The organism is Methylobacterium mesophilicum, assembly GCF_036441335.1.
In the GTDB taxonomy this organism is placed as follows: Bacteria; Pseudomonadota; Alphaproteobacteria; order Rhizobiales; family Beijerinckiaceae; genus Methylobacterium; species Methylobacterium mesophilicum_B.
On the sequence record NZ_MLBW01000009.1, the window covers coordinates 95,075 to 121,201 of the forward strand.

A 26,127-nucleotide genomic window follows, 5' to 3' on the forward strand; every position below is an offset into this window, starting at 1 on the left:
CGCGATGGCGGCGGCCCCGAGGCCGTCAGTCGGGAACGGATTCCCCTGGCTCCTCGGGCAGCGGGTCGCCGGTCCAGGTCGTCGCGAAGGCGGCGAGCTCCCGCGCGTCGGCGAAGGCCGCCACGGTGACCTCGCGCGCGGCCGCCGGCGCCCCCGGATAGGGGGCGAGCTGGACCGTCACCCGGGCGAGCCGGCCGCTCGGGGCCTTCTCGGCGATCCAGGCCTGCGCCTCCGGCGTGAAGCGCTCCGGGCCGTCCAGGGCCCGGGCGTCGGTCCGCAGCACGACCACGTAGGTGCCGAGGCTCGGATCGGCCTCCTGCACCGCCTTGACGATGTCGATCACGGGTTTTCCGCGAAGTCGTTGATCTGCACCTGGGCCTGCGCCGCGGTGAAGTTCGGGATGTCGGCGAAGATCTCCTCGCCGTGGGCGGCCACGGCCTTCTTGAAGGCGTCGATCGACTCGAAGGTCAGCAGGGCCACGACCTGGAACGGGGCGGTGCCGCCGTCCGGCGTGCCGGCGCCCTTGACGACCTTCGCGTCGTGGAGGCCGAGGGACGACCAGCGCTCGCGCACCAGCGGCATGTGGTGGCCGAGGTAGTAGCCCATGTCGAAGCTCGGGCCGGCCGGGTACATCACGCTTACCAGGATCATGGCGTTTCCTTCCTGTGAGGCGCCCGGTCGATCCGGGCGCCCGTCCTCGGTTCGTACGGCGACGGTCAGTGCAGCTTCACCCGCGGCTCGGTGCGCCGGGTGAGCGCGCGGGCCAGGGTGTCGAGGGCGGTCTTGGCCGTGCCGTGCAGCGCCCGCTCGTGCATCTTGTAGAGCGAGCGGTACATCATCCGGGCGAACAGACCGGCGATGAGCATGTTCTTGCCGCGCACGAACCCCATCAGGCTGCCCACGGTCGAGTACTCGCCCAGCGAGACCAGCGAGCCGAAATCCTTGTAGCGGAACGGCTTCAGCGGCTTGCCGTCGATCTTGGCGGGGATCTGGCTGATCAGGTGGCTCGCCTGCTGGTGGGCCGCCTGCGCGCGCGGCGGCACCGGCGTGTCGGAGCCGGCCTCGACCAGGTAGGCGCAGTCGCCGATCGCGAAGATGTCGGGGTCGCGGGTCGTCTGCAGCGTCGGCGTCACCACCAGCTGGTTGGTCCGCGTCGTCTCCAGGCCGCCGATGCCCTGCAGGAAGGGCGGCGCCTTCACGCCCGCCGCCCAGACGACCAGCTCGGACGGGATGAAGGTGCCGTCCGCGAGCTGCACGCCGTCGGCGCGGACCTCGGTGACCCGCGCCTTCACGCGCACGTCGACGCCGATCTTGCTGAGGAGCTGCATCACCTCCGCCGAGAGGCGCTGCGGCACCGCCGGCAGGATCCGGTCGGCGGCCTCGACCAGGGTGATGCGGATGTCCTTGCCCGGGTCGATCTTGTCGAGCCCGGTCGAGACGACGTGGCGCAGGGTCCGGTGCAGCTCGGCGGCGAGCTCGGTTCCCGTGGCGCCCGCGCCGATCACCGTGACGTGGAGCTGGCCGGGCCGGACCGGGCCGGCCTGCGTGTGCGCCCGCAGCGAGGCGTTGACGAGGCGCTGGTGGAAGCGCACCGCCTGGTCCTGGGTGTCGAGGGCGATGGCGTGCTCGGCGACGCCCGGCGTGCCGAAATCGTTCGTGGTGGAGCCCACCGCCATCACCAGCGTGTCGTAGGGGACGGCGCGCTCGGGCGTGACCTCGCGCCCTTCCGCGTCGTAGCTCGCGGCGAGCTGGATCGTGCGCGCCTCCCGGTCGAGCCCGGTCATCCGCCCGATCCGGTAACGGAAGCCGTGCATGTGGGCGTGGTGCAGGTAGTCCACCGCGTGGTGGCCGACGTCGAGGCTGCCGGCCGCCACCTCGTGGAGCAGCGGCTTCCAGATATGCGTCCGGGCGCGGTCCACGAGGGTGATGTGCGCGCGCTTGCCGCGCCCGAGCTTGTCGCCGAGCTTCGTCACCAGCTGGAGCCCGGCGGCGCCGCCGCCGACCACCACGACGCGATGAAGGCCCGACTCGTTCTCGACGGATGCCATCGACTCTCTTTCTCCCCCCGGACCGGGATCAATCGCCGGCCTCCTTACACGGCCTGGGTTGCCGAATACCACAACGCCGGCCGCGATCCCCGGTCACGAGTGCGACGGCGCGCACCGGACGGGAGGCGCGCGGAGCCCGGTCACGCCGACGGAGCGCCCGGCTGACGCAGCGGGTGTGCCTCCGCGACCGCCGGCAGGGCGAGGCAGGCCTCGGCGATCCGCGCGACCGTCGGGTAGGCCGCCGTGTCGATGCCGAAGATACCGGTCCCGACCCAGAGGCTCACGAGGCAGAGGTCGGCGTGGCTCACCGAATCGCCCTGGCAGAACCGGCCCGTCCCGGGCTCGGTGGTGAGGCGCGCCTCCAGGGTCCTCAGGCCGGTCTCGAAGGCGTTGCGCAGGAAATCCAGCATCCGCTCCCGGGGCAGGCCGTAATGCTCCATCAGGAAGGTGCGCACCCGGGGCACGTAGAGCGGGTGGGTGTCGCACGCGACCACCTGCGCCAGCGAGCGGGCCCGCGCCCGGGCCCGCGGCGCCTCGGGCAGGAGGCGCACGCCGCCCCGCGTCTCTTCTAGGTAGTCGAGGATCGCCAGCGACTGGGTGAGCGGCGGCCCGTCGCCGTCGAACAGCGCCGGCACCGCGCCCTGCGGGTTGATCGCCCGGAATTCCGGCTCGTGCTGGTCGCCCGCGTCGAGGTCGATGAAGGTCTCCTCGTAGGCGATGCCCTTCAGCTTCAGCGCGATCCGCACCCGGAAGGCCGCGGCCGAGCGCCAGTTGCCGTACATGTGCATGGGTCAGCGATCTCCGACGGGACGGGCGAGCACAGCCGACTTCGCGGCGGGCCGCAAGGGGGGGGGAGCGGGGGCGGAAGCGGGGGCCGCGCGCGCGGCGGCCCCGGGGGCGACAAGTGGTCCCGCCGGTCCCATATCGGTCTCCCGCCCCGGAGAGCCCGCACGATGGCCGATCAGACCGACGCCCGCCGCTTCATCCCCCTGAACATCGCGGTCCTGACCGTCTCCGACACGCGGCGCCCGGAGGACGACCGCTCGGGCGACACCCTGACTCAGCGCCTCACCGAGGCAGGGCACACCCTGGCGGCCCGGTCGATCGTCCCGGACGAGATCCCGGCGATCCGCGCGCGGGTGGAGGCGTGGCTGCGCGATCCCGGCGTCGACGTGGTCATCACCACCGGCGGGACCGGCTTCACCGGCCGCGACGTCACCCCCGAGGCGCTGGAACCGCTGTTCGAGAAGCGGATGGACGGCTTCTCAGCCGTGTTCCACCGGATCTCGTACGACAAGATCGGGACCTCGACCCTGCAATCCCGCGCCACCGCGGGAGTCGCGCGGGCGACCTACGTGTTCGTGCTGCCGGGCTCTCCCGGTGCCTGCCGCGACGCCTGGGACGGGATCCTGGCCCAGCAACTCGACTACCGGCACCGGCCCTGCAACTTCGTGGAGATCATGCCGCGCCTCGACGAGCACCTGCGGCGCGGCGCGAGCCTCACGGTCTGAGGCGGCGCTAGGCTAGAGTCCCCTCCTTGCGGCGCAGGACCGAGTGCTTGCGGCCGTAGAAGAAGTACACGACGAGGCCGATCGCCATCCAGATCACCAGCCGCAGCCACGTGTCGAGGGGCAGGCCGACCATCAGGAGCAGGCAGGACAGGATGCCGAGGATCGGCACGACCGGCACGGCGGGGGCCCGGAACGGCCGCTCCATGTGGCGCTCGGCCCGCCGCAGGTAGAGCACCGAGCCGCAGACGAGGATGAAGGCGGCCAGCGTGCCGATGCTGACCATCTCGCCGAGGATGTGGATCGGCACCAGGGCCGCCACCACGGCGACCGCGGCCCCGATGAGCGCCTGGCTGCGATACGGCGTCTGGTAGGTCGGGTGGACGCGGGAGAACATCTTCGGCAGCAGGCCGTCCTGCGCCATGGTGAAGAAGATCCGGCTCTGGCCGTAGAGCAGGACGAGGATCACCGTGGTCAGCCCGGTCAGAGCCCCGAGCTTGATCAGGAGGGCGAACCAGCCGATGCCGATCACGTCGACGCCCTTGGCGATCGGGTCCGGGACGTTCAGGTCCTTGTAGGGCACGAGCCCGGTCAGCACGGCGGCGACGAGCACGTACAGGATCGTGCAGACCGCCAGCGAGCCGAGGATGCCGATGGGCATGTCCTTCTGGGGCCTGCGCGCCTCCTGGGCGGCGGTCGAGACCGCGTCGAAGCCGATGAAGGCGAAGAACACCACGCCCGCGCCGCGCAGGACGCCGCTGTAGCCGAAATGGCCGAAGGTCCCGTCGTTGTCCGGGATGAGCGGGCTCCAGTTCGCGGCGTTCACGTGGCCCCAGCCCAGGGCGATGAAGGCGACCACGACGGTGAGCTTCACCGCGACCATGATGTTGTTGAAGCGCGCCGATTCTTTCGTGCCGCGCATCAGCAGGATCGTGATCAGCGCCACGATCAGGACCGCCGGCAGGTTGAGCAGCGCGGTCCCGCCGCCCTCGATCGGCGTGCCCGGCGCGTTGGCGAACTGCGCCGGGATCACGATGCCGACGCTCTTCAGGATGCTGGTCACGTAGCCCGACCAGCCGACCGCCACGGTGGCGGCGCCCATGGCGTATTCGAGGATCAGGTCCCAGCCGATCAGCCACGCGAAGAACTCGCCGAGCGTCGCGTAGGTGTAGGTGTAGCTGGAGCCGGCCACCGGGATCAGCGCGGCCATCTCGGAGTAGCAGAGGCCGACGAAGGCGCAGGCGATGCCGCCGAGCACGAAGGACAGCATGATCCCCGGCCCGGCATACTGGGCCGCGGCCGTGCCGGTGAGGACGAAGATGCCGGCGCCGATGATCGCCCCGATGCCCATCGCGGTGATCGAGAGGGCGCCGAGCGACTTCGAGAGCTGCTGCTCGCCCTCGCCGCTCTCGACGATGTCCTCGACCGACTTGCGCCCCATCAGGCCCGACGAATCCATGGCACCATCCTTCGAGGTCGGGGCGGTTCGGCACGCGTCGACACGCCCGGAGGCGGCGACGATTCTGTCACGCTTCCAGAGTTGTAGAGGCAAATCGACCGACAACAACGTGAGTCGGCGCAAGATTCTTCCGGCCAGGATCCGTGGGGTCAGGCGCGCACCGCTTCGACTCCGGTCAATCACGTAACTTGATAAGTATCGTGATGCGGCGCGGTTGCCAAGCCCGAGCCCGGTGTGATGGATCGACGGGTGCGCACCGACAGCCGCCTCTCCCGAACGCTCCATGTGCTGCTTCACATGGCCCGCCACGACGGACCGATGACGTCCGAGGCGATCGGGCGGATGCTCGGGACGAACCCCGTGGTCGTCCGCCGGACGATGGCCGGGCTCAGGAACGCGGGCTACGTGACATCGGAGAAGGGCCACGGCGGCGGATGGACCATCGCGGCGGACCTGAACGCGGTCTCGCTGCTCGACGTCCACCGCGCGGTCGGCGGTCCCCGCATCTTCGCGATCGGCAGCGATCGCGCGAACCCGGCCTGCGCCGTCGAGCAGGTCGTCAACGCGGCGGTCGAGGACACGCTGCGCGAGGCCGAGGCCCTCCTGATCGCGCGGCTCGGTTCCGTCAGCCTCGCCGAACTCGCGCGAGGCTTCGACGCCCGGTGCCGGCCCGAGGGCCCGTCGGACGCCTCGACCTGCGCCTGACGTCGGGCGGTTGCCGCGCCGGCGCTCAGGCGCCATCCTCGGCATCGACGCGGACCCGCACGGGATGATCGGCCATGGGCCTTCTGGACGGATTGCTCGGACACGGCTCGGCGGTCGACGCGGCCTCCCTGGAGCGCCGGCTCGACGGCATCCTGATCGAGGGCGAGACGGCGCGGCTCGCCTTCAGGATCATCCGCGACGTGTTCGTGTTCACCGAGCGCCGCGTCATCCTGATCGACGTCCAGGGCGTGACCGGCAGCAAGGTCGAGTTCCTGTCGGTGCCGTACCGCGCGATCGTGCGCTTCTCGGTCGAGACCGCCGGCACGTTCGACCTCGACGCCGAGCTGAAGATCTGGGTGTCGGGCGCGGCGGAGCCGATCCAGCGGACCTTGAAGAAGGGCGCGGATGTCCGGGGCATCCAGCGGGCCCTCGCCGAGGGCGTGCTGCGCTAGCCCGCGGCACGCGAGGGCCGGCGACGGCCGCCTAGCGGACCACGCCCTTGGCCCGCAGCGCGTCGCGCGCGTCCTGCGGATACTCCAGCTGCTCGGCCAGGATCTCGGCGCTCGAATCTCCGAGGCCCGGCGGCATGCGCCGCACCGGCAGCCGGCGCCCGTCGAGCCGGTAGGGCGGGGCTATGACGTGGGCGTTCTCGGGCGCCGCGACCACCAGCCCGGCCTCCTGGGCCCGGTCGCAGGTGAGCGCCTCGCGCAGGCCCATCACCTCGCCGCAGGGGATGCCCGCGGCCCTGAGCCGCGCGATCAGCGGCGCGCGCTCCCACGTGGCGAGCTCGGCCTCCAGCACGGGGATGAAGGCGGCGCGGTTGCGCGACCGGTCGAGGTTGGTGGCGAAGCGCGGGTCGGCGACCCAGTCCGGGCGCTCCAGCACCTGCTCGCAGAAGCGGCGGTACTGCCCGTTGTTGCCGACCGTGATCACCACCGGGCCGTCGCCCGCCTCGAACACCCCGTAGGGCACGATCGACGGGTGGGCGTTGCCGTAGCGGGGCGGATCGATCCCCCGGGCGAGCGCCTCCAGGCCGTAGTAGGAGGTCAGCGCCACGCCGCAATCGAACAGGGCGAGGTCGACGGTCCGGCCGCGCCCGGTCCGTTCCCGCTGGTACAGGGCGGCCAGCACGGCTTGGGCGGCGAACTGGCCGGTGAACAGGTCGACCGCCGCGACCCCGAACTTGAGAGGCGGCCCTCCGGCCTCGCCGTTGAGCGCCATCACGCCGGACTCGCCCTGGACCACGAGGTCGTAGCCGGGCCGGCCGGCCTCCGAGCCGTCGGAGCTGTAGCCGGCGATCGAGCAGTAGATCAGGCCGGGATTCTCCGCCGCCAGCGCCGCGTAGCCGAGGCCGAGCTTGTCGGCCCCGCCGGTCTTGAAGTTCTGGACCAGCACGTCGCTGTCGCGGGCCAGTGCCTTCACGATCGCCAGCCCCTCCGGCGTGGCGAGGTCGACGCCGATCGAGCGCTTGTTGCGGTTCACGCTGTCGAAATACGAGGTGTTGCCGGGGCTCGTCGGCACGCCCCAGTCGCGGGTGTCGTCGCCGCGCTCCGGGTGCTCGACCTTGATCACGTCGGCGCCGAGATCGCCCAGCACCTGCGCGCACCAGGGCCCGGCCAGGACCCGGGACAGATCGAGGACGCGGATTCCGGCGAGCGGCAGGTCGGCAACGGCATCCATCGCGAAAGGTCCTCACGCTCCCATGACGCCGTCGAGACTGCGCACGGCGTCGATCAGTTTCGGACGCGCCACCTCCAGGAGGAAGCGCGCGTCGGTGATGACGGTGGGGGCACCGCAATTGACCGCCATGGGCGGCAGGCCGCCGCCGGGATGGAACCCCACCGCGATGGCGCAGACCGTCTCCTGCCACTCGCCGAACGAGGTGCAGCAGCCGAGTTCCCGGTGCTCCTCCACCGCCCGGTCGAGGCCCGCGCGCAGCGCCGGCCAGGCCACGGGATCCAGCGCCTTCAGGTCCTCGTAGAGGCCCGCGCGCTCGCGGTCCGGACAGACCGCCACGTAGGCGCGGCCCATGGCGCTGCGGGCGAGCGAGATGCGCGAGCCGGTGTCGAGGTTGAGCGAGATCGCCGCCGGGCCGCGCTGGCAATCGACGTAGCGCATGCTGAGGCGGTCGCGCACCCCGAGGCCCACCGAGGCGTTGGCCGCCTCCGCGACCGCGCGCAGGACCGGCCGGGCGATCGCGCGGATGTCGAGACCGCCCAGGGCGGCCGAGCTCAGCGCGATGGTGGCGGTGCCGAGGCGGTAGCGTCCGAGCTCGGGCATGTGCTGCAGGTAGCCGAGCTTGGTCAGCGTGTAGGTCAGCCGCGACACGGTGGAGCGCGGCAGGTCGCAGGCCTCCGCGATGTCGTGGTTGGCGAGGCTCGTGCGCCCCGGGCCGAAGCAGGCGAGCACCGCCAGCCCCCGGGCCAGCGCCGTGACGAAGTGCCGGTCCTCCTTCGCGCCGGCCCCGCCGGCGTCGGGCTCGGCGGCGTCGGATCCGGCGCGCAGGTTCCCGTCCGCCTCCACCGACCCGCTCATCGGCGCAGGAACGNGGCCCGGGCCTGCCGGGCGCCGGCGACCGTCTCCACCCGTCTGACGATGCCGCCGAGCCAGCTCCCGGCCGGTCGGTGCAGGCGGCCGAGCGCCGTCTCCGGCCGCGCCGTCCCGACGAAGCGGTCCAGGGTGCGGATCCAGCCTTCGGCCGGGACGTCGCCCGCCTCCAGGCACAGGATCCAGTCCCGCCGGGCCGCGGCGGCACCCGCCGCGTAGGGATTCCCGCCCCGGTGCAGCACGAGGGTCGCGCCCGTGGCTTCCGCGACGGCCGCCACGGCCTCGCTCTCGCGGCCCGCGACGATCACCGCGTCGCCGACGAGGCCGCCGGCCACGCCGGAGACGAGCACGCTGAGCGTGTCGGCCAGGCGATCGATCGCGTCCGGATCGGCCGGTTCGGCCAGATAGGTCACGGCTGAGAGCATGAGCGCGCGCATAGACGATTCTGCGCCGCCGTAAACTGCCCCGCCGCCTCCGCGCGGACGCGCCGCGGCCCGGACGGGCGATGGAGCCGGATTTGCCTGAAAAAGAGGCGTTTGCCGACGTCGTGTTCGCTCTATGTTCCGGTCCCGATCCGGGCGGAGGACGAGGCGTCATGGGGGACACGCGCGACGGGACCGCACCCGGGGCCGCGCCGCGACTCGGCCCGAGCGCCGCCGATCCGGCCGCCCGGCGTGGGCGCGGCGCGACCGCCAACCCGACGGGCCGGTACGAATCCGCCCGGCACGAGGCGTTCCACGACGAGACCTGGACGACCGACGCGCCGGCACCCCTGCGCACGCACGTCACGCCGGAGCGGTCGGCCCGGATCATCGCCCGGAACAGCTCGCCCGACATCCCGTTCGATCGGTCGATCAACCCGTACCGCGGCTGCGAGCATGGCTGCATCTACTGCTACGCCCGCCCCACCCATGCCTGGCTCGGCCTGTCGCCGGGGCTCGACTTCGAGTCGCGGATCGTCACCAAGCCGGACGCCGCCCGGCTCCTCGCCCGCGAGATCGCCGCGCCAGGCTACCGACCCGAGACGATCGCCCTCGGCACCGCCACCGACCCGTATCAGCCGGTCGAGCGGGAGCACCGGCTCACCCGCGCGGTGCTGGAGGTGCTGCGCGAGGCCCGCCACCCCGTCAGCATCACCACGAAGTCGGACCTGGTGCTGCGCGACCTCGACCTCCTGGCCGAGATGGCGGCGGATAACCTCGTGCTGGCGGCGATCTCGCTGCCCACGCTGGATCCGGGCCTCGCACGCCGCCTCGACCCGCGGGCGCCGCGGCCGGGCAAGCGGCTCGCGACGATGCGGGCGCTGAGCGCGGCGGGGGTGCCCGTCATGGTGAACGTCTCGCCGGTCATTCCCGGCCTGACCGATCACGAGATCGAATCGATCCTGACCGAGTCGCGCGCGCACGGTGCGACGCGCATCGGCCACGCGCTGCTGCGCCTCCCCGGCGAAGTCGCCGATCTCGTGGCCGACTGGTTCGCCGAGCACTATCCGGAGCGCCGGGCGCGGGCCTTCGCGCTCCTGCGGGACGCCCGGGGCGGGCGCGAGAACGACCCGCGCTTCGGCCACCGTTTCCGCGGGGAGGGGGCCTACGCGGCGATGATCGGCCAGCGGGTCCGCCTCGCCGGCACGCGACTCGGCTTCGCCTTCGGCCGGATGGAGCTGAATCGGGAGTCCTTCCGCAAGCCGGGGGCACAGCTGACGCTGTTCTGAGCCGGCGGGGCGTCGAGCCCGGCGAGCCGGGATCGTACGAGCGGAGCGCTCTTCGTGCGAAATGACTCCGCTGTCGGTGCATCAGCGACCGATCATCCATCTCCAATTCAGATCGACACAGCGACATACCGCGCTCCTCGCGGAGATGAGGAGTTCGACCGCGCGAATACTTGGCTTGTTGACCTGAGGTTTCGCCGTATTTGTCAGAATACACATTCCGATTGAGTCGTAAATCCGAGGTTGACAGTGAAGATCTTTCGTCATTTATGAAGTCGTTTTCCGATTCTTTTTCAAGAAGGATCTCGCTTTGTCTCGATATTTTAGATTTTCAATAGGTTCGGTCATCGGATTGGTATTGCTGGGTATGGGGGTGATGCTGATTGCGGTGCGTACAGACACGCTTCTGAGCGCCGTGGAGCATGCGCGAGAGGGGCAGCGCGTCGTCACGCTCACGCGTGTCAGCCGCACGTTGCTCCGATCGGTGATGGCGGCCCGCATGGCGCGGGGCATCGTTCAGAAGGTCCTGGCCGTTGAGGGGCCGATCTCGGTTGCCGACAGGGCGGATCAGCTGTCCGAGCGGCAGGCCCTGATGGACGCGGAGAACGAATTCTGGACCCTCGTGCGCGACCTCTCCGTGCCGTCGGTCCAGGCAACGCTGGAGCCGCTTCGGAGTGCGCAGGCGACCTTGGCCGCGCTGAGGCCACAGATCGACACGGTCGTCGCGCTCCCGAGGGAGCGCCGCGATGCGGCGTTCGGACGGACCTTCGACACAGCCGTCACGAGCCTCCTCGACGCCTTCGCGGCAACCAACGCCGCGGTGGACGCGGCCATTCCGCGCCGTGACGCGGCGGTGGCGAAGGCCCTCGACATCAAGCGCGCCAGCTGGGCGACGCGGGTCGCCCTCGGCAATTCCTGGCGCCGTATCGAAACCTCGGTGGCTGCCAAGGCGGCTTGGTCGCAGGAGGAGATCGTCGCGGCGGCCGAGGAGCGGGGACGCCTGATGGCGGACTGGGGTGAAGTCGTCGGCCTGTTCACGGGGGACGTCCCGGTCGCCCTGCGTGCCGCCTTCGAGAAGGCGGGAGCCAGCAACTTCGAGGGTGAGTCGGCGCGGCGCCGCGTAGCGGTCACGGACGCGCTCAGCCGCGGCAGGCCGCCCGGCATCGAGGCCGAGGCGCTGCGCGCGCGCGACATCGCCGACGGGAAGGTGCTTCTCGATCTGGTCCACGCGGGTCTCGACGCGATGATCGACCGGGCCCAGCTCCTCGCCGCCGAGTCGGAGCGCGCGCTTTCCGGGGCCGTGCTGTTCCTGACCACCGCGGTCCTGCTGGCGGTCGGCGGTATCATCATCGTGTTCCGCTGGGTGCTCCGGCCGTTACGGGCCATGACCCGCGCCATGCAGGCGCTCGCGGAAGGAGACGCCGGCGTGCCGATCCCGGCCCGCGGGCGGCGGGACGAGATCGGCGCGATGGCGGCGGCCGTGCAGGTCTTCCGGGACAACCTCGTCCGCACCCGCGCCCTGGAGGCGGACGCGGCCGAGGCGGCGCGCGCCGCGGAGCTGCAGCGCCGGACCGTGACGCACGCGCTGGCGGAGACCTTCGAGGCGGCGGTGGCCGGCATCGTCGGGCGGGTCTCCGCCGCCGCGACCGAGCTGCAGACCACGGCCTGGCAGATGACCACGACCGCCCAGGAGACCGCCAGCCAGTCCGATACCGTGGCCGCCGCCGCCGAGGAGGCCTCCGCCGGCGTCAGGACGGTCGCCGCCGCGGTTGAGGAACTCGGCACCTCCGTCCAGGAGATCGGCCGGCAGGTCCAGGGCTCGTCCGATCTGGCCCGGGGCGCGGTCGGCGAGGCCGATCAGACGGCCGCCCTGGTGGCGGCGCTCAACGCGTCGGTCGCCCGGGTCGACGCCGTCGTCGAGCTCATCGCCGGCATCGCGGCACAGACGAACCTGCTGGCGCTCAACGCCACGATCGAGGCGGCGCGGGCCGGCGACGCCGGGCGCGGCTTCGCGGTGGTCGCCACCGAGGTCAAGGCACTGGCCGCCCAGACCGGCCGCGCCACCGACGAGATCGGCCGGCAGATCGGGGAGATCCGGGCCGTGACCGGGCAGGCGGTGCGGGCGATCGGCACGATCACCGGCCGGATCGGCGAGATCGACACCGTGGCGGCGGCCATCGCGGCCGCGGTGGAGCAGCAGGGGGCGGCCACGCGGGAGATCGTCCGCAACGTCGCCCAGGCCAGTGCCGGCACGCAGGAGGTGACCGGCAACATCGCCGGCGTGGCGCAGGCGGCCGACCAGACCGGGCGCGCGGCGGACCACGTGCTCAAGGCCGCGACCGCGCTCGCGCGTCAGTCGGAGGAGCTCGCCGCGGAGGTCCAGCACTTCCTGACGGGTGTCCGGGCCGCGTGACCCGTCGCCCGCCTCAGTCGAAGCCGCGGGTGAAGCTGAGCCGATGGTGCGGGCTGCGCCCGAGCTGCGTCAGGCCGGCGCGGTGGACGGCCGTCCCGTAGCCGACGTTGCGCTCCCAGCCGTAGCCGGGATGGCGCCGGGCAAGGCGCCGCATCAGCTGGTCGCGGAGCACCTTGGCGACGATCGAGGCGGCGGCGATCTGCGGCACGAGGTGGTCGCCGCCGATCACGGCGCGGCCCGGGAGGCCGGGCAGGGCGTCGCGCCCGTCGACCAGGGTCGCGTGCCCTGATCGACCGGATCACCATCCGCGGCGCCACCGCCCGCGCCATGGCGTCGAGGGTCGCGCCGCGGATGTTGATCCGGTCGATCAGGGCACGCGACCCCGCCGCCACCGCGACCCGCGCGTGGGCGCGGATCAGCGGCGCCAGCCGGTCCCGCACGGGCTCGGGGACGCGCTTGCTGTCGTCGAGGGCCGCGAGGAGGTCGGCCGGGATCGCGGTCGGATCGAACCAGACCGCGGCCACCACCACCGGTCCGCAGAGCGCGCCGCGGCCGACCTCGTCGCAGCCGATCGCCGCCGGATACGCGGCGGCCCGGGCGGGATCGAACGGCCCGGCGACCGGGGGGCGGGCTCTGGCGGACCCGGCCGGTCTGGCTGGCGGCTTAATCGGCGGCATGGCGGGCGGCATGGCGCCGTCCTGCCATTCCGCGCGGACGCCGTCACGGGTCAGGCGGCGTCGCGGGTGCTCCGGGCACCGCCATGCGCCTCGACGATGTTGCCGAAGAACTGCCGGGCGCTCACGTCCCAGCCGCAGCGCAGGGCCTCGGCCCGGCACTCGGCGCGCGACAGGCGCAGGGCGGCCAGCGCGGCGACCCGCAGATCCGGGTCGAGCACGCCGACCCGGGTGCCGCCGACGACGTCGTTGGGGCCCGGCACCGGGAAGGCCGCCACCGGGAGGCCGCTGGCCAGTGCCTCCAGCAGCACGATGCCGAACGTGTCGGTGAGGCTCGGGAACACGAAGACGTCGCAGGCGGCGTAGACCGCCGAGAGGTCCGCGCCGGTGCGGGTGCCGAGGAAGCGAGCCTCCGGCTCGAGCGCCTGCAGGCGCGGGCGGTCCGGCCCGTCGCCGACCACCACCTTCGTGCCGGGCAGGTCGAGGTTCAGGAAGGCCGCGACGTTCTTCTCCACGGCGAGCCGCCCGACGTAGAGGAACAGCGGTCCCGGCAGGCCGGCGAGTTCCGGCGGCACGGGCGTCCCGGGCTCGGCCGGCCGGAACCGCTCCGTGTCGACGCCCCGGGTCCAGCGCATCAGCCGGCCGAAGCCCCGCGCCGCGAGTTCGCCCTGGAGCGAGGCGGTGCTGACCATCGTCCCCCGGGCGGCGCCGTGGAACCGGCGCAGGTACGCGTAGGACCACGCCTCCGGCACCGGGGCGCGGGCGGCGAGGTATTCCGGGAAGCGCGTGTGGTAGCTCGTCGTGAACGGCAGGTCGTGGGTGAGGCAGTGCCGGCGCGCCGCGAGGCCGACCGGCCCCTCCGTGGCGATGTGCACGTGGCTCGGCCGCTCGGCCCGCCAGCGCGCCGCCACCCGCTCGCGCCCGGCATAGGCGAGGCGGATCTCGGGATAGCCCGGCAGCGGCAGCGAGCGGAAATCGGCCACCGACAGCAGGGTCGTGGCGAAGCCGTGCTCCGGCGCGCGCCGGACCATCTGCTCGAGGGAGCGCACGACGCCGTTCACCTGCGGGTGCCACGCGTCGCTGGCGATCAGGAGCTTCACGGCGGCACCCTCACGCCACCGCGCGCCGGCCCGGCAGGGGCTGCGGCAGGGCCTCGGTCGCCCGCGCCCGCAGGAGGCTCGGATAGTGCAGCACCTCGATGCGGCCGTCGTAATGCTCCACGAGCCCCGTGCAGGATTCCACCCAGTCGCCGGTGTTGAGGTAGCGCAGGTCGCCGATCGGCCGGTCCGCGGCGTGGTGGATGTGGCCGCAGATCACCCCGTCGGCGCCGTGGCGTCGGGCCTCCTCGGCCAGGATCGTCTCGAAGCGGCCGATGAAGCTCACCGCGTTCTTCACGCGCAGCTTCGCCCAGGCCGACAGCGACCAGTAGGACAGGCCGAGGCGCCGCCGCACCTTGTTGATCAGCGTGTTGAGGGAGAGCGCCAGCGTGTAGGCGCCGTCGCCTAGGTGAGCGAGCCACGGCGAGTGGCGCACCACCATGTCGAACTGGTCGCCGTGGATGACGAGGTAGCGCTTGCCGTCGGCCGCCTCGTGGATCGCGGTCTCGGCCAGCTCGATGCCGCCGAAGCTCGTCCCCACGTAGTCGCGCAGGAACTCGTCGTGGTTGCCGGGCAGGTAGACGATCCGCGCGCCCTTGCGGACCTTGCGCAGGAGCTTCTGCACCACGTCGTTGTGCTCCTGCGGCCAGTACCAGCCGGAGCGCAGCTGCCAGCCGTCCACGATGTCGCCGACGAGGTAGATCGTGTCGGCGTCGTAATCCTTCAGGAAGGACAGCAGCAGGCCGGCCTGGCAGCCGCGCGTGCCGAGATGCAGGTCCGACAGGAACAGCGTCCGCACGCGGACCGGCATCTCCTCAACCTCGGCCACGGCATCCTCTCCCGGCGGCTGTACGGTGCCGGGATCCAGAGCGCGATCCGATCTCAGTTTGATGACGCGGGTCCGGACGGGGCGGAAAGACTTCGGTGTGCGGCGCCGCGAAGCCTCTCAACCGGAGCTCGACTTCGCTGCGGCGCACAAAAAATTTTTTTGGCAAGTTCCGGAAGTTTTTCCGGTTTTCCTTTCGAGCTTCACCGCCTCATAATACCAAGAACCGGCGGCTCGGCACGAGCTCGCCCGGACCTTGACAGGAAGGCGGCGAGGACGGCCCTGGAGCCGTTGGACGGGACGGCAATTCGGAGGCGACCGGCGCGCGGGGGCGCGCCGCGACGCGAGCGGCGTGAGGCCGCCTGCCGCTCCGCGGACGCCCCCCGATCACGGCAGAGGATGGCGTTCGAGGGGGTGCGGCGCGAGCCGCTTTCGACGGCGCCGGACCGACTCCCTGACGACGCTTGAACAACCCGGCGCGGGGTCACGCCCGCGCGCAACGGACTTTTCGGAGGAAACATCATGGCCGCAACCCGGCGCCCCGGTCGCAACCACCTCTTCATCCCGGGCCCCACCAACATCCCGGAGCGCGTCCTGCGCGCCATGCACGTGCCGTCGGAGGATCACCGCTCGCCGAGCTTCCCCGAGCTGGTCAAGCCGCTGCTGCAGGACTCCAAGATGGTGTTCGGCTCGACCAACGGGACGGTCATCCTGTTCCCGTCCTCGGGCACCGGCATCTGGGAATCGGCCCTGTCCAACACCCTCTGCCGCGGCGACAAGGTGCTCACCGCCCGCTACGGCCAGTTCAGCCACCTCTGGGTCGACATGGCCCAGCGCCTCGGCCTCGACGTGATCGTCCAGGACGAGGAGTGGGGCGCCGGCGCCGACCCGCAGAAGATCGAGGAGGCGCTCCGCGCCGACAAGGATCACGCCATCAAGGCCGTGATGGTCGTCCACAACGAGACCGCCACCGGCGTCACCAGCGACATCGGCGCGGTGCGCAAGGCGATCGACGCCGCCGGCCACCCGGCGCTGCTGTTCGTGGACGGCATCTCGTCGATCGGCTCGCTGCCGTTCTACATGGACGACTGGAAGGTCGACTGCGCCATCGCGGGCTCGCAGAAGGGCTTCATGCTGCCGGCCGGCCTCGGCCTGATCTGCATCAGCCCGAAGGCGCTCAAGATCGCCGAGGGCGGCACCGGCCGCAACGACCGGCTCGGCCACGCCTACTTCGCCTGGAAGGACCAGCTGGCCGCCAACGCCACCGGCTATTTCCCCTACACCCCCGTCCTGCCGCTGCTCTACGGCCTGCGCGAGGCGCTGGCGATCGTGAAGGAGGAGGGGCTGGAGAACGTCTACCACCGCCATCACGTGCTCGGCGAGGCGACCCGCCAGGCCGTGGCGGCCTGGGGCCTCAAGCCCTGCGCCAAGGAGCCGAAGTGGAACTCCGACACGGTCACGGCGATCGTGGTGCCGGAGGGCGCCGACGCCGCCAAGGTGATCACCCACGCCTACGAGCGCTACAACCTCTCGCTGGGCGCCGGCCTGTCCAAAGTTGCCGGCAAGGTGTTCCGCATCGGCCACCTGGGCGACCTGAACGAGCTGTCGCTGCTGGGCGCCATCGCGGGCGCCGAGATGGCCATGCTCGATTGCGGCATCAAGGTCACGCCGGGCTCGGGCGTCGCCGCCGCCTCCAGCTACCTGCGCGAGAATCCGCTGCATAAGGCGTGAACCGCGCACGCGATCGGGGCGGGACCGGGTTGCCGGGCCCGCCCCGACGCGCAAGTAAGAACAAGACTATCGAGGAAGCCGCCCGTCGTCCGAGAGGGGTCCTATGACCAAGAAGATCGTGTTCCTGGATCGTGAATCCCTCGATGCCAGGGTCCGACCGTTCAACTTCCCGCACGAATACGTCGAGCACGAGTCGACCTGGACGCCGGAGGAGATCGTCTCCCGCCTCCAGGGCGCGGAGATCGCGCTGATCAACAAGGTCCCGATGCGGGCCGAGACGCTGAAGCAGCTCCCCGACCTGAAGCTGATCGCGGTCGCCGCCACCGGCACCGACGTGGTCGACAAGGCCCAGGCCAAGGCCCAGGGGGTGACGGTCGTCAACATCCGCAACTACGCGTTCAACACCGTGCCGGAGCACGTGGTCGGGCTGATGTTCGCCCTGCGCCGGGCGATCGTGCCCTACGCCAACTCGGTCCGGCGCGGCGACTGGGCGAAGTCCAAGCAGTTCTGCTACTTCGACTACCCGATCTACGACATCGCCGGCTCGACGCTCGGCATCGTCGGCTACGGGGCGCTGGGCAAGTCGATCGCCAAGCGCGCCGAGGCGCTCGGCATGAAGGTCCTCGCCTACGACGTGTTCCCGCAGGACGGGCTCGTCGATTTCGAGACGATCCTGACGCAGTCCGACGTGATCACGCTGCACGTGCCGCTGACCCCCGACACCAAGGGGATGATCGGCGCCGCCGAGCTCAAGAAGATGAAGAAGAGCGCGATCCTCATCAACACGGCCCGCGGCGGGCTCGTGGACGAGGCGGCGCTGCTCGAGGCGCTGAAGGACGGCACCATCGCGGGCGCCGGGTTCGACGTGGTGGCGCAGGAGCCGCCCAAGGACGGCAACATCCTGTGCGACGCCGACCTGCCGAACCTGATCGTCACGCCGCACGTCGCCTGGGCGAGCAAGGAGGCGATGCAGATCCTCGCCGATCAGCTCGTCGACAACGTCGAGGCCTTCGTGGCGGGCAAGCCGCAGAACGTGGTCGAGAGCTGACGCGACGCAGATCGCACGCCGTCGTTCCGGGGCGCCGCAGGCGGGCCCGGAAACCGGAGCCGCCGACGGTGTCGGCCGAGAATCACCTGTGCGTCTGGATTCCGGGCTCCGCTCCGCGGCCCGGAATGACGGGGTGGATGTCCCTGACGTGATCATGCCCATCCTGGGCCGAGGTTAAGACATGACCAAGAAGCTGCTGTTCCTGTTCGACACCGATGCCGTCCCCAACGTGTTCGACACGGTCGTCGGCTACGACGGCGGCGCCGACCACATCACCGGCTACGGCGGCGTGAACCCCGACAATGTCGGCGCGCTGGTGGACGGCACGATCTACACGCGCGGCGGCTCCGAGAAGAAGTCGACGGCGATCTTCGTCGGCGGCGGCAGCATGGCGGCCGGTGAGGAACTGTTCACGGCGGTCAAGAAGCGCTTCTTCGGTCCGTTCCGGGTCTCGGTCATGCTCGATTCCAACGGATCGAACACCACGGCCGCCGCCGGCGTCGCGCTGGTGGCCAAGGCCGCCGGCTCGCTCCAGGGCAAGAAGGCCGTCGTGCTGGCGGGCACCGGCCCGGTCGGCATGCGCTCGGCCGCCCTGCTCGCCGGCGAGGGCGCCGAGGTCACCATCGCGGGCCGCGCCCTCGACAAGACCCAGGCCGCCGCGGACCAGATCAACACGCGCTTCAAGGTCAACGTGAAGGCCGCCGCGACCCCCGACGAGGCCTCCCGCGTCGCCCTGGTGAAGGGCACGAACCTCGTGTTCACGGCCGGCGCCATCGGCGTCGAGCTGCTGCCGGAGGCCGCCTGGGCTCAGGAGTCGTCGATCGAGTTCGTCGCCGACTACAACGCGCAGCCCCCGACCGGCATCGGCGGCATCGACGTGATGGACAAGGGCAAGGAGCGCAACGGCAAGCAGGCCTTCGGCGCCCTCGGCATCGGCGGCCTGAAGCTCAAGCTGCACCGGGCCTGCGTCGGGCAGCTCTTCGAGAGCACCGACAAGGTGCTCGACGCCGAGGAGATCTACGCCCTCGCCAAGACGATGGCCTGACCGGAGGAGCGCCCATGTCGGACACGCAGCAGCCAGAGAACGCGACCATCCAGACCTTCCTGACGGATCTGGCGAGCGCCGCCCCGACCCCCGGCGGGGGCGGCGCGGCGGCGATCTCCGGCGCCATGGGCGCGGCCCTGGTGTCGATGGTCTGCAACCTCACCATCGGCAAGAAGAAGTACGTCGAGGTCGAGGCCGAGATGAAGGAGGTCCTGGCCAAGTCCGAGGGCCTGCGGGTCGTGCTCACCGGCATGATCGGCGAGGACGTCCAGGCGTTCGACGCGGTGATGGGCGCCTACGGCCTGCCCAAGGCCACCGACGACGAGAAGGCCGCGCGCGCGGACAAGATCCAGGCGGCGCTCAGGACCGCCTGCGACGTGCCGCTCGCCTGCTGCCGGGCCTGCCGCGCCGTGATCGACCTCGCGGCGATCACGGCCGACAAGGGCAATCTCAACGTCGTGTCGGATGCCGGCGTGGCGGTGCTGTCCGCCTATGCCGGCCTGCGCAGCGCGGCGCTGAACGTCTACGTGAACGCCAAGGGCCTCGAGGACCGCGCGTTCGCCGACGAGCGGCTGAAGGAGCTGGAGGACCTGCTGTCCGATGCCGGCGCGCTGACCGAGAAGGTCTACGCGGTCGTGAAGGACAAGGTGAACTGAACCGCGACGCCCTTCGTCCTTCGCGGAGGGCGGGCGCGTCCCCGCTGGGGCAGCGCCGCGCTGAACAGCGCGTTCGGTTCGATCACGTCGACGCCGCCGTCTCTGCGAGCGGAGCGAAGCAATCCAGTCGGCGTCGCAATCTCAGAGGTCGCGCTGCCCTGGGTCACTTCGCGGCGCTCGTGATGACGGAGCGGGCGCATCGAACGAAGCGTTCCAGCGAACTTTGTATCGATTCAACAGTCGAGGCCGGGTGCATGATGCCCCGGCCTCGTTGTTTTTCTGTATGCTGCGTCGCAATATCGAATACGGTCCGTGCTGCGACCGCGAAAAAGTCGCGGTCAATCAGGGGCTTAAAAAATTTGACGGGCGTAATCTTTCGACTCAACTAAAGTAGAGGGCGTCAACGGCGGCAACGAACCGCGGAGGAGGCGCCGAATGGACGTCCACGAGTATCAGGCCAAGGAGCTGCTCGCGAGCTTCGGCGTGGCCGTCCCCAAAGGAGCCATCGCGTTCAGCCCGGACCAGGCGGTCTACGCCGCCACCGAGCTCGGCGGCTCGTTCTGGGCCGTCAAGGCGCAGATCCACGCGGGCGCCCGCGGCAAGGCCGGCGGCATCAAGCTGTGCCGGACCTACAACGAGGTCCGCGACGCCGCCAAGGACCTCCTCGGCAAGCGCCTCGTCACGCACCAGACCGGCCCCGAGGGCAAGCCGGTGCAGCGGGTCTACGTCGAGACCGCCGACCCGTTCGAGCGCGAACTCTACCTCGGCTACGTGCTGGACCGGAAGGCCGAGCGCGTGCGGGTCATCGCCAGCCAGCGCGGCGGCATGGACATCGAGGAGATCGCCGCCAACGAGCCGGACTCGCTCATCCAGGTGGTGGTCGAGCCGGCGGTCGGCCTGCAGCAGTTCCAGGCCCGGGAGATCGCCTTCCAGCTCGGGCTGAACATCAAGCAGGTCTCGGCCGCCGTGAAGACGATCATGAACGCCTACCGGGCGTTCCGCGACTGCGACGGCACCATGCTGGAGATCAACCCGCTCGTCGTCACCAAGGACGACCGGGTGCTGGCCCTCGACGCCAAGATGAGCTTCGACGACAACGCGCTGTTCCGCCGGCCCGGCATCGCCGACATGCACGACCCGTCCCAGGGCGACCCCCGGGAGGCCCAGGCCGCCGAGCACAACCTCAGCTATATCGGTCTCGAGGGCGAGATCGGCTGCATCGTCAACGGCGCCGGGCTGGCCATGGCCACCATGGACATGATCAAGCACGCGGGCGGCGAGCCGGCGAACTTCCTGGATGTGGGTGGCGGTGCGTCCCCCGAGCGGGTGGCCACGGCCTTCCGGCTGGTCCTCTCGGACCGCAATGTGAAGGCGATCCTCGTCAACATCTTCGCCGGCATCAACCGCTGCGACTGGGTCGCGGAGGGCGTCGTCCAGGCGGCCCGCGAGGTGAAGATCGACGTGCCGCTGGTGGTCCGGCTCGCCGGCACGAACGTGGAGGCGGGCAAGAAGATCCTGGCCGACAGCGGCCTCGATCTCATCACCGCCGATACCCTGGCGGAGGCGGCCAAGAAGGCGGTCGACGCCTGCGCCGCCGCCAAGGGCCATCACGACACGACGCAGCACTGAAGGGGGAGACCGCGCCATGAGCATCCTCATCGACGAGACCACCCCGATCATCGTCCAGGGCATCACGGGCGACAAGGGCACCTTCCACGCCAAGGAGATGCTCGACTACGGCACGAACGTCGTCGGCGGCGTCACGCCCGGCAAGGGCGGGCGCACCCATCTCGGCCTGCCGGTGTTCAACACCGTCAAGGAGGCGGTGGCGGCGACCGGCGCCACCACCTCGATCACCTTCGTGGCGCCGCCCTTCGCGGCGGACGCCATCATGGAGGCGGCCGATGCCGGGCTGCGGCTGGTCTGCTCGATCACCGACGGCATCCCCGCCCAGGACATGATGCGGGTGAAGCGCTACCTGTACCGCTACCCCAAGGAGCGGCGGACCATGGTGGTCGGCCCGAACTGCGCCGGCATCATCTCGCCCGGCAAGGCGATGCTCGGCATCATGCCCGGCCACATCTACCTCCCGGGCAATGTCGGGGTGATCTCCCGCTCGGGCACGCTCGGCTACGAGGCCGCCTCGCAGCTCAAGGAGCTGGGGCTCGGGATCTCGACCTCGGTGGGCATCGGCGGCGACCCGATCAACGGCTCGTCCTTCCTCGACCACCTCGCCCTGTTCGAGACGGACCCGGATACCGACGCGGTGCTGATGATCGGCGAGATCGGCGGCCCGCAGGAGGCCGAGGCCTCGGCCTGGATCCGCGAGAACATGTCGAAGCCGGTGATCGGCTTCGTGGCCGGGCTGACCGCTCCGAAGGGGCGTCGCATGGGCCATGCCGGCGCGATCATCTCGGCGGCCGGCGACAGCGCCGCCGAGAAGGCCGAGATCATGCGCTCGTATGGCCTGACCGTGGCGCCGGATCCCGGCAGCTTCGGGCAGACCGTGGCCGACGTACTCGCCCGCGCGGCGTAGATCCTTCCCTCCCCCTTGCGGGGGGACCGAGGGTGGGGGTGGTGCAGGATCGGGCGATCCGGTGCCTTCTGAACCACCCCCACCCCCAACCCCTCCCCGCAAGGGGGAGGGGAGCGCAGCCTTGCGCCACGAGGTGGCCCCATGACCCGCACCCTTCACGCAACCCCCGGTCTCGTCGACGCCACGGCCTTCGCGCCGCCGGTCATCGTCGGCACGTCGTCGGAGCAGGCGCTGGACATCCTGTTCCAGGCGCTGCTCGACGTCGCCCGCCGGCACGACCCCGACCTCGAGGCGGTCCTGCACGGCACGGCCGACATCTCGCGCTTCTCGCCGCAGATGCTCGCGCGCGCGCTCCAGGTGCAGGGCATCTGGTTCCAGCTGATCTCCATCGCCGAGCAGAACGCCGCGATGCGCCGCCGCCGGCACGTGGAGCGCACGGAGGGCCGGGCCGCGCTCGGCGGCTCCTTCGCCAAGGTTTTTTCCGACGCGCGCAAGCAGGGGGTGCCCCCTGAAAAGATCCAGGCGCTTCTCAGCGACCTGCGTATCCGCCCGACGCTGACCGCCCACCCCACCGAGGGCAAGCGGGTCACGGTGCTGGAGAAGTTCCGCCGGATCTACCTCGTCCTGCGCGAGCTGGAGATGCCGCGCTGGACCGACCGCGAGCGCAACGGGCTCATGAACGAGCTGCGCGACCAGATCGAGCTGGTCTGGATGACCGGCGAACTGCACCTGGAGAAGGCGACCGTCGAACGGGAGGTGGCCTGGGGGCTGCACTTCTTCGACGAGACCCTGTTCGAGATGCTGCCCGAGACCCTGGAGACCCTCCACGAGGCCCTCGCCGAGACCTATCCGGGGACCGACTTCAAGGTCCCGCCGTTCTTCCAGTTCGGCTCGTGGATCGGCGGCGACCGGGACGGCAACCCCTACGTCACGGCGGCGGTCACCCGGCAGACCCTGCACCGCAACGCGCTCGCCTCGCTCACGCGCTACCGGGACGGCGTGCGCGAGCTGGGCCGCACCCTGTCGCTCACCGAGCGCTCGCTGCCGCTGCCCGAGAGCTTCCGCGCGGAACTCGACCGCCACCTCGCCGAGAGCGGTCAGTCCCGCGCCATCACCCGGCGCAATCCGGGCGAGCCCTATCGCCAGTATCTCTCCTGCGTCCTGCGCAAGATCGAGGCGACCATCGCGCGCAACGAGGGCGAGCACCCGTCCGGCCCCGACTACGCGAGTGCGGACGGTCTGATCGAGGACCTGCGCACCCTGGAGCGCGGCCTGACCGAGGCCAAGTGCGGGGCGCTGGCCCGGGACCTCGTCCGGCCGGTCCGGCGCATGGTCGAGATCTTCCGCTTCTCGACGGTCCGCCTCGACCTGCGCGAGAACACCACCCGGACCACCGACACGCTCCACGCCCTCTGGCGCCAGCGCAACGGCGAGGGTGAGCCGCCGGCCCTCGGCTCGACCGCGTGGCGCCAGTGGCTCGACGCGGAGCTCGCCCGGCCGCGCGACCCGGAGCGGTCCTTCGAGGACCTGCCCGACGCGGCCCGCGAGACGCTCGCCACCTTCGCCCTCGTCGCCGAGATGCGCGAGGCCCTCGACCGCGAGGCGTTCGGCGCCTTCGTGCTGTCGATGACGCGCTCGGTCGAGGACGTGCTCGGCGCCTATCTGCTGGCCAAGGAGGCGGGGGTGTTCCTCGACGCGGCCGGCACCGAGATCTGCCCGCTGCCGATCGTGCCCCTGTTCGAGACCATCGACGACCTGCGCGCCGCCCCGGCGATCATGCGGGCGCTGCTCGGCACGCCGGTGGTGCGCCGCTCGACCCGCTGGCAGGGCGGGGTGCAGGAGGTGATGATCGGCTACTCCGACTCCAACAAGGACGGCGGCTTCGTCGCCGCCAACTGGGAGCTCTACAAGGCGCAGAGCAAGCTGACCCGCCTCGGCGAGGAGCTCGGCGTCGGGATCGCCTTCTTCCACGGGCGTGGCGGCTCGGTGAGCCGCGGCGGGGTGCCGACCCAGAAGGGCATCATGGCCCAGCCGCCGGGCTCCATCCGCGGCCGGTTCCGCACCACCGAGCAGGGCGAGGTGGTCTCGTTCAAGTACGCCAACCGCGGCACGGCCGCCTACCAGATGGAGCTGCTGGCGGCCTCGGTGTTCGAGCACGCGCTGGCCGGCGACGGCGAGCGGGCGGGGCCGGGCCACGACGACGCCCTGGAGGCGCTCGCCGGCGCCTCGCGGGCGGCCTACGTCCAGCTGCTCCAGACCGACGGGCTGGTCGATTACTTCCAGGCGGCGAGCCCGCTGGACGAGATCGCGCTCCTCAACATCGGCTCGCGCCCGGCCCGCCGCTTCGGCGCCCGCTCGCTCTCGGACCTCCGGGCGATCCCCTGGGTGTTCGCGTGGTCGCAGAACCGGCACGTCATCACCGGCTGGTACGGCGTCGGCTCGGGGCTGGCGAGCTTCATCGACGTGCGCGGCCGCGACGGCGAGGCGACGCTCAAGCGGCTGTTCACCGAGTCCCGCATCCTCCGCCTCGTCCTCGACGAGGTCGAGAAGACGCTGATGATGGTCGATCTCGACATCGCCCGCGCCTACGCGGGCCTCGTCCCGGATGCCGGCATCCGCGATCGCATCTTCGCGATGATCGAGGCCGAGTACGCGCTGACCCGCGAGATGGTGCTGCGGGTGAGCGGCGGTGGGGAACTCGCCGAGCGCTTCCCGCTGTTCCGGGATCGGCTGAAGGGCCGGCTGCCGACCATCAACCAGGTGAGCCGCGAGCAGGTGGAGCTGCTCGCCCGCTACCGCTCCGAGACGGACGAGGACCGGCGCGAGGCGGTGAAGTCGGCCCTGCTCCTGTCCATCAACTGCATCGCGGTCGGCTTCGGGGCGACCGGTTAGGAAGGGGCGCAACCGGCTCTCTCTCCTGCACGGGAGAGGAAACCCGAGCCTGAGACGAACCGCGATGGAGCGAACCGAAACGCGCCTCCCCGCCCTGTCAGGGGCCGAGGGGCGCGCCATTTGCCGCCGGTGAACGGGAGCGCATCCCGCAACGGCACCAGAACCGTCACCAGGAGAGAGAACCCGAGATGAGCTTCACCCTGATCCAGCAGGCCAAGCCGCGCCTGCACCGGTCCGAACTCGCCGTGCCCGGCTCCAACCCGACCTTCATGGAGAAGTCGGCCTCCTCGGCGGCGGACGTGATCTTCCTCGATCTCGAGGACGCGGTCGCCCCGGACGACAAGGAGAAGGCCCGCACCAACATCATCCAGGCGCTGAACGACCTGGATTGGGGCAACAAGACCATGATGATCCGCATCAACGGTCTCGATACCCACTACATGTACCGCGACGTGGTCGACATCGTCGAAGCCTGCCCGCGGCTCGACATGGTGCTGATCCCCAAGGTCGGCGTGCCGGCCGACGTCTACGCCATCGACGTGCTGGTCACCCAGATCGAGCAGGCCAAGAAGCGCGAGAAGCAGATCGGCTTCGAGGTGCTGATCGAGACGGCCCTCGGCATGGCCAACGTCGAGGCGATCGCCCAGTCTTCGAAGCGCCTGGAGGCGATGTCGTTCGGCGTCGCCGACTACGCCGCCTCGACCCGCGCCCGCTCCACCGTCATCGGCGGCGTGAACCCCGACTTCTCGGTGCTGACCGACAAGGACGAGGCCGGCAACCGCCAGACCCACTGGCAGGATCCGTGGCTGTTCGCCCAGAACCGCATGCTGGTCGCCTGCCGCGCCTACGGCCTGCGCCCGATCGACGGACCGTTCGGCGACTTCTCGGATCCGGACGGCTACCGCTCGGCGGCCCGCCGCTGCGCCGCCCTCGGCTTCGAGGGCAAGTGGGCGATCCACCCGAGCCAGATCGAGCTCGCCAACGAGGTGTTCACCCCGTCGGAGGCCGAGGTCACGAAGGCCCGCCGCATCCTCGAGGCGATGGAAGAGGCCGCCAAGGCCGGCCGCGGCGCCGTCTCCCTGGACGGACGCCTCATCGACATCGCCTCGATCCGCATGGCGGAGGCGCTGATCGAGAAGGCGAACGCCATGAAGGGCTGAGGCAGCCCGCGGGCGGATCCCGGCACAGGGCCGGGATCCGCCCTCCGCACCGCGATGAACGTCTCGTCGTTGCG

At 71.1% G+C, this 26,127-nt stretch carries 23 protein-coding genes and 1 pseudogene; 13 read left to right on the forward strand and 11 right to left on the reverse strand.

From position 1 onward, the window contains the following. Positions 1–25: 25 nt before the first annotated feature. The 4 genes from MMR14E_RS07185 to maiA form a co-directional block, all read right to left on the reverse strand. Positions 26–343, reverse strand: a complete 318-nt coding sequence (locus MMR14E_RS07185) for a hypothetical protein (protein ID WP_331313469.1) — start codon at positions 341–343, stop codon at positions 26–28. After that, complete coding sequence (locus MMR14E_RS07190) at positions 340–651, reverse strand: EthD family reductase (protein WP_331313470.1); 312 nt, start codon at positions 649–651, stop codon at positions 340–342. The genes MMR14E_RS07185 and MMR14E_RS07190 overlap by 4 nt, the downstream gene beginning before the upstream one ends. 65 nt (positions 652–716) lie before the next feature. Next, positions 717–2,048: an NAD(P)/FAD-dependent oxidoreductase gene (locus tag MMR14E_RS07195; protein WP_331313471.1), complete on the reverse strand. Its 1,332-nt coding sequence runs from the start codon at positions 2,046–2,048 to the stop codon at positions 717–719. Between the two features lie 140 nt (positions 2,049–2,188). Continuing rightward, the gene (gene maiA, locus MMR14E_RS07200; RefSeq protein ID WP_331313472.1) at positions 2,189–2,836 is read right to left on the reverse strand and encodes a maleylacetoacetate isomerase; all 648 of its coding nucleotides are present in this window, start codon (positions 2,834–2,836) and stop codon (positions 2,189–2,191) included. Between the two features lie 165 nt (positions 2,837–3,001). Between maiA and moaB the strand changes: the two genes are divergently transcribed. Next, complete coding sequence (gene moaB / locus MMR14E_RS07205) at positions 3,002–3,559, forward strand: molybdenum cofactor biosynthesis protein B (protein ID WP_331313473.1); 558 nt, start codon at positions 3,002–3,004, stop codon at positions 3,557–3,559. Positions 3,560–3,566: 7 nt separating this feature from the next. Here the strand turns inward: moaB and MMR14E_RS07210 are convergent, their stop codons facing one another. Continuing rightward, positions 3,567–5,015 (reverse strand): amino acid permease, encoded by a 1,449-nt coding sequence (locus MMR14E_RS07210; RefSeq protein WP_331313474.1) that lies wholly within the window; start codon positions 5,013–5,015, stop codon positions 3,567–3,569. A gap of 249 nt (positions 5,016–5,264) precedes the next feature. On the opposite strand from MMR14E_RS07210, the gene MMR14E_RS07215 reads away from it, so the two are divergent. Further along, positions 5,265–5,720 (forward strand): Rrf2 family transcriptional regulator, encoded by a 456-nt coding sequence (locus tag MMR14E_RS07215; protein ID WP_331313475.1) that lies wholly within the window; start codon positions 5,265–5,267, stop codon positions 5,718–5,720. Between the two features lie 74 nt (positions 5,721–5,794). Continuing rightward, positions 5,795–6,172 (forward strand): PH domain-containing protein, encoded by a 378-nt coding sequence (locus MMR14E_RS07220; protein WP_331313476.1) that lies wholly within the window; start codon positions 5,795–5,797, stop codon positions 6,170–6,172. Between the two features lie 31 nt (positions 6,173–6,203). Here the strand turns inward: MMR14E_RS07220 and MMR14E_RS07225 are convergent, their stop codons facing one another. From MMR14E_RS07225 to MMR14E_RS07235, 3 genes are read right to left on the reverse strand one after another with little or no spacing between them, the layout of a single operon-like run. Continuing rightward, positions 6,204–7,400 carry a CaiB/BaiF CoA-transferase family protein gene (locus tag MMR14E_RS07225; RefSeq protein ID WP_331313477.1) on the reverse strand — a complete coding sequence of 399 codons (1,197 nt, stop codon included), beginning with the start codon at positions 7,398–7,400 and terminating at the stop codon, positions 6,204–6,206. Positions 7,401–7,412: 12 nt separating this feature from the next. Beyond that, positions 7,413–8,255, reverse strand: a complete 843-nt coding sequence (locus MMR14E_RS07230; protein ID WP_331313478.1) for an IclR family transcriptional regulator — start codon at positions 8,253–8,255, stop codon at positions 7,413–7,415. Further along, positions 8,252–8,704, reverse strand: coding sequence for a hypothetical protein (locus MMR14E_RS07235; RefSeq protein ID WP_331313479.1), 453 nt, complete (start codon positions 8,702–8,704; stop codon positions 8,252–8,254). Before MMR14E_RS07235 ends, MMR14E_RS07230 begins: the two co-directional genes overlap by 4 nt. Before the next feature lie 158 nt (positions 8,705–8,862). On the opposite strand from MMR14E_RS07235, the gene MMR14E_RS07240 reads away from it, so the two are divergent. Beyond that, the gene (locus tag MMR14E_RS07240) at positions 8,863–9,978 is read left to right on the forward strand and encodes a PA0069 family radical SAM protein (protein ID WP_331313480.1); all 1,116 of its coding nucleotides are present in this window, start codon (positions 8,863–8,865) and stop codon (positions 9,976–9,978) included. Positions 9,979–10,462: 484 nt separating this feature from the next. Beyond that, positions 10,463–12,388: a methyl-accepting chemotaxis protein gene (locus MMR14E_RS07245; RefSeq protein WP_331313481.1), complete on the forward strand. Its 1,926-nt coding sequence runs from the start codon at positions 10,463–10,465 to the stop codon at positions 12,386–12,388. A gap of 13 nt (positions 12,389–12,401) precedes the next feature. Here MMR14E_RS07245 and MMR14E_RS07250 read toward each other — a convergent pair. From MMR14E_RS07250 to MMR14E_RS07260, 3 genes and pseudogenes are all read right to left on the reverse strand, one after another. Further along, a pseudogene (locus tag MMR14E_RS07250) lies at positions 12,402–13,077 on the reverse strand (ribonuclease HII). 38 nt (positions 13,078–13,115) lie between these two features. Next, complete coding sequence (locus MMR14E_RS07255; protein WP_331313482.1) at positions 13,116–14,162, reverse strand: glycosyltransferase family 1 protein; 1,047 nt, start codon at positions 14,160–14,162, stop codon at positions 13,116–13,118. Between the two features lie 10 nt (positions 14,163–14,172). Next, positions 14,173–14,988, reverse strand: a complete 816-nt coding sequence (locus MMR14E_RS07260) for a UDP-2,3-diacylglucosamine diphosphatase (protein WP_331313483.1) — start codon at positions 14,986–14,988, stop codon at positions 14,173–14,175. 519 nt (positions 14,989–15,507) lie between these two features. Between MMR14E_RS07260 and MMR14E_RS07265 the strand changes: the two genes are divergently transcribed. The 8 genes from MMR14E_RS07265 (at position 15,508) to MMR14E_RS07300 (ending at position 26,053) form a co-directional block, all read left to right on the forward strand. Beyond that, positions 15,508–16,716, forward strand: coding sequence for an aminotransferase class V-fold PLP-dependent enzyme (locus MMR14E_RS07265; protein ID WP_149310232.1), 1,209 nt, complete (start codon positions 15,508–15,510; stop codon positions 16,714–16,716). Between the two features lie 103 nt (positions 16,717–16,819). After that, positions 16,820–17,764, forward strand: a complete 945-nt coding sequence (locus MMR14E_RS07270) for a D-2-hydroxyacid dehydrogenase (protein ID WP_331313484.1) — start codon at positions 16,820–16,822, stop codon at positions 17,762–17,764. A 181-nt stretch (positions 17,765–17,945) separates the two neighbouring features. Further along, entirely contained in the window at positions 17,946–18,809 is an 864-nt protein-coding gene (locus MMR14E_RS07275; RefSeq protein WP_331313485.1) for an NADP-dependent methylenetetrahydromethanopterin/methylenetetrahydrofolate dehydrogenase, read from the forward strand. Between the two features lie 14 nt (positions 18,810–18,823). Beyond that, complete coding sequence (gene fchA / locus MMR14E_RS07280) at positions 18,824–19,465, forward strand: methenyltetrahydrofolate cyclohydrolase (RefSeq protein ID WP_331313486.1); 642 nt, start codon at positions 18,824–18,826, stop codon at positions 19,463–19,465. A gap of 435 nt (positions 19,466–19,900) precedes the next feature. Then, positions 19,901–21,094, forward strand: a complete 1,194-nt coding sequence (locus MMR14E_RS07285; protein WP_331313487.1) for a malate--CoA ligase subunit beta — start codon at positions 19,901–19,903, stop codon at positions 21,092–21,094. Positions 21,095–21,110: 16 nt separating this feature from the next. Beyond that, the gene (gene sucD, locus MMR14E_RS07290) at positions 21,111–22,001 is read left to right on the forward strand and encodes a succinate--CoA ligase subunit alpha (protein ID WP_331293864.1); all 891 of its coding nucleotides are present in this window, start codon (positions 21,111–21,113) and stop codon (positions 21,999–22,001) included. A gap of 141 nt (positions 22,002–22,142) precedes the next feature. Next, positions 22,143–24,893, forward strand: coding sequence for a phosphoenolpyruvate carboxylase (locus tag MMR14E_RS07295; protein WP_331313488.1), 2,751 nt, complete (start codon positions 22,143–22,145; stop codon positions 24,891–24,893). Positions 24,894–25,081: 188 nt separating this feature from the next. Then, positions 25,082–26,053, forward strand: a complete 972-nt coding sequence (locus tag MMR14E_RS07300) for an HpcH/HpaI aldolase/citrate lyase family protein (protein WP_059408565.1) — start codon at positions 25,082–25,084, stop codon at positions 26,051–26,053. Positions 26,054–26,127 lie beyond the last annotated feature (74 nt).

What these genes read in the sequence shown, in the direction of transcription:
- MMR14E_RS07190 (WP_331313470.1), bottom strand. Translation starts at nt 651, where the DNA reads ATGATCCTGGTAAGCGTGATGTACCCGGCCGGCCCGAGCTTCGACATG.
- MMR14E_RS07230 (WP_331313478.1), bottom strand. Translation starts at nt 8,255, where the DNA reads ATGAGCGGGTCGGTGGAGGCGGACGGGAACCTGCGCGCCGGATCCGAC.
- MMR14E_RS07195 (WP_331313471.1), bottom strand. Translation starts at nt 2,048, where the DNA reads ATGGCATCCGTCGAGAACGAGTCGGGCCTTCATCGCGTCGTGGTGGTC.
- MMR14E_RS07285 (WP_331313487.1), top strand. Translation starts at nt 19,901, where the DNA reads ATGGACGTCCACGAGTATCAGGCCAAGGAGCTGCTCGCGAGCTTCGGC.
- MMR14E_RS07210 (WP_331313474.1), bottom strand. Translation starts at nt 5,015, where the DNA reads ATGGATTCGTCGGGCCTGATGGGGCGCAAGTCGGTCGAGGACATCGTC.
- MMR14E_RS07265 (WP_149310232.1), top strand. Translation starts at nt 15,508, where the DNA reads ATGGCCGCAACCCGGCGCCCCGGTCGCAACCACCTCTTCATCCCGGGC.
- MMR14E_RS07220 (WP_331313476.1), top strand. Translation starts at nt 5,795, where the DNA reads ATGGGCCTTCTGGACGGATTGCTCGGACACGGCTCGGCGGTCGACGCG.
- maiA (WP_331313472.1), bottom strand. Translation starts at nt 2,836, where the DNA reads ATGCACATGTACGGCAACTGGCGCTCGGCCGCGGCCTTCCGGGTGCGG.
- MMR14E_RS07270 (WP_331313484.1), top strand. Translation starts at nt 16,820, where the DNA reads ATGACCAAGAAGATCGTGTTCCTGGATCGTGAATCCCTCGATGCCAGG.
- MMR14E_RS07225 (WP_331313477.1), bottom strand. Translation starts at nt 7,400, where the DNA reads ATGGATGCCGTTGCCGACCTGCCGCTCGCCGGAATCCGCGTCCTCGAT.
- fchA (WP_331313486.1), top strand. Translation starts at nt 18,824, where the DNA reads ATGTCGGACACGCAGCAGCCAGAGAACGCGACCATCCAGACCTTCCTG.
- MMR14E_RS07300 (WP_059408565.1), top strand. Translation starts at nt 25,082, where the DNA reads ATGAGCTTCACCCTGATCCAGCAGGCCAAGCCGCGCCTGCACCGGTCC.
- MMR14E_RS07240 (WP_331313480.1), top strand. Translation starts at nt 8,863, where the DNA reads ATGGGGGACACGCGCGACGGGACCGCACCCGGGGCCGCGCCGCGACTC.
- MMR14E_RS07295 (WP_331313488.1), top strand. Translation starts at nt 22,143, where the DNA reads ATGACCCGCACCCTTCACGCAACCCCCGGTCTCGTCGACGCCACGGCC.
- sucD (WP_331293864.1), top strand. Translation starts at nt 21,111, where the DNA reads ATGAGCATCCTCATCGACGAGACCACCCCGATCATCGTCCAGGGCATC.
- moaB (WP_331313473.1), top strand. Translation starts at nt 3,002, where the DNA reads ATGGCCGATCAGACCGACGCCCGCCGCTTCATCCCCCTGAACATCGCG.
- MMR14E_RS07245 (WP_331313481.1), top strand. Translation starts at nt 10,463, where the DNA reads ATGGCGGCCCGCATGGCGCGGGGCATCGTTCAGAAGGTCCTGGCCGTT.
- MMR14E_RS07275 (WP_331313485.1), top strand. Translation starts at nt 17,946, where the DNA reads ATGACCAAGAAGCTGCTGTTCCTGTTCGACACCGATGCCGTCCCCAAC.